Source organism: Mesorhizobium sp. M7A.F.Ca.CA.004.04.2.1, from assembly GCF_004022825.1.
GTDB lineage: Bacteria > Pseudomonadota > Alphaproteobacteria > Rhizobiales > Rhizobiaceae > Mesorhizobium.
On record NZ_RZPH01001039.1, the window covers coordinates 1 to 2,032 of the forward strand.

At 63.6% G+C, this 2,032-nt stretch carries 2 protein-coding genes and 1 pseudogene; 1 reads left to right on the forward strand and 2 read right to left on the reverse strand.

Translation table 11 applies throughout. From position 1 onward, the window contains the following. Positions 1-264: IclR family transcriptional regulator C-terminal domain-containing protein (locus EN893_RS30930; protein ID WP_281062514.1), on the forward strand; the 264-nt coding region annotated here is incomplete at its 5' end. 220 nt (positions 265-484) lie between these two features. Here the strand turns inward: EN893_RS30930 and EN893_RS30935 are convergent. Beyond that, positions 485-1,786 carry an FAD-binding oxidoreductase gene (locus EN893_RS30935; protein WP_127271818.1) on the reverse strand — a complete coding sequence of 434 codons (1,302 nt, stop codon included), beginning with the start codon at positions 1,784-1,786 and terminating at the stop codon, positions 485-487. Positions 1,787-1,788: 2 nt separating this feature from the next. Continuing rightward, positions 1,789-2,032: pseudogene (locus EN893_RS30940) on the reverse strand (glutamine synthetase); the annotation flags it as partial.

The window sequence follows — 2,032 nt, forward strand, 5'->3', positions numbered from 1 at the left end:
ACACCGAAGACGATCACCGATATCAGGCTGCTGGCCGGCGCCATCGGCAAGGCGAAGGCCGACGGCTTTGCCATCGTCGATGAGGAACTGGAGCTCGGCCTGCGCTCGATCGCCGTGCCGATCCGCGACCGGGCGGAGCGCACAGTGGCGGCCATCAACGTCTCGACGCAATCGGCGCGGTTTTCGGTGACGGAGATGGAGCGGGAGATACTGCCGGTGCTGGTTGAGGCCAGGCAGCGCATCGAGGATTTTTTTGTCGTCTAATCAATCGCCCGAAAACTCTTCAAACGCCAGCGCCGCCCCTCATTGCCCTGCCGGGCATTTCTCCCCGTATAGTGACGGGGAGAAAGTAGCTGGCGCAACGCCATCGCCTTTCCTGCAACATTGGCGATACCGGCGACAACAGCGTCCCTCGCCCCGTTGACGGGGAGAGGATGCCGGCAGGCAGGTGAGGGGCAGTGCTAACGTCGACAATTGCCTCTGATCAATGCTTGATACGATCCCGCATCGCGTACCATAGCATCCCCAGCACATAGAGCGGCCCACGCAGCGCCGTGCCGCCCGGGAACGGCATCGGCGTCAGCGTCGAGAACAAGTCAAGCCGCGAGGCATCGCCAGTGATCGCTTCGGCCAGCAGCTTGCCCGACAGCGTCGACAGGATGACGCCCTTGCCGGAATAGCCATGCGCAAAATAGACCTCGCCATAGTGCCCGATGTGCGGCAGCCTGGATGTCGTCACCGACACCAAGCCGCCCCAGGCCTGATCGATGCGGCAGCCCTTGAGCTGCGGAAAGGTCTTTTCCATATGCGGCCGCACGAAGCCGGCAATATCGGCCGGCGGTGACGGCGTGTAGCGTTCGCCGCCGCCGAACAGCAGGCGTCCATCCGCCGACATGCGGTAGTAATTGACGACGAAGCGGGTGTCGGACACCGCGACATTGGCCGGGATGACATTGCGTGTGCCCTCCAGCGGCTCGGTGGCGACGATGTAGTTGCCGACCGGCATGATGCGGCTGTTGACGCGCGGCTCCAGCCCGTTGAGCAGAGCGTCACCCGCCAGCACGACATGTCTGGCCCGGACCGATCCCTTTGCAGTCGAGACCCGGATCGAAGGCTCGCGCTCCAGTTTCACCACCACCGAATTCTCGTGGATGATGACGCCGACCGCAACTGCCGCACGGGCAAGGCCCAGCGTGTAGTTCAGCGGATGCATGTGGCCGCCGAGCGGCTCGTACATCGCGCCATGGTAGGATGTGTCGACCTTGGCTCGGGCTTCCGCCGCCGACAGGATCTCGGCATGCGGAAATTTCATCACCGTGGCCAGACACTCGGCCTCTTCCTCGAGATCCCTGAGGTCGGAGCCATTGACCGCGCCGACCAGATGGCCGGTCAGCCTGAGATCGCAATCGATGGCGTGGCGCTCAATGATATCGAGCACCAGCCCGCGTGCCTCGAAGGCAAGATCGAACAGCACCTTTGCCCGCTCCGGCCCGTAGAGTTTGACCAGGCCCTTGGCGCCCTTGCGCAGGCCGGGGATCATCTGGCCGCCATTGCGGCCCGACGCGCCCCAGCCGATCTTGCCGCCTTCGAGCAGCACCACTTTCACGCCGCGCTCGGCGGCGTGAAGGGCGGCTGACAGGCCGGTGCAGCCGCCACCGACGACAACCAGGTCGGTGTCGACGTCGCCGACCAGCGCCGGATGGTCCGGCGCCGGATTGGCGGTGGCGACATAATAGGATTTGGCGATATCGAGGCCCGAATTGAAACCCGTTGAACTGGAAGCCATGTTCACACCTTCAGCAGAAGGTGGTCGCGTTCCCAACTCGTCACCACGCCCTGGAACAGGTCGAGCTCGACGCTCTTGACGCGCAGATAGGTCTGGAAGAAATCCTCGCCGAGCAGTTCCCGCACCGGCTCACATGCCTCGAAACGATCGAGCGCCTCCTCCATCGTTTTCGGCAGCGTGCTCTTGATCTTGTAGGCATTGCCCGACGCTTCGGCCGAGCGCGCCAGTTTCTGTTCGACGCCAAGA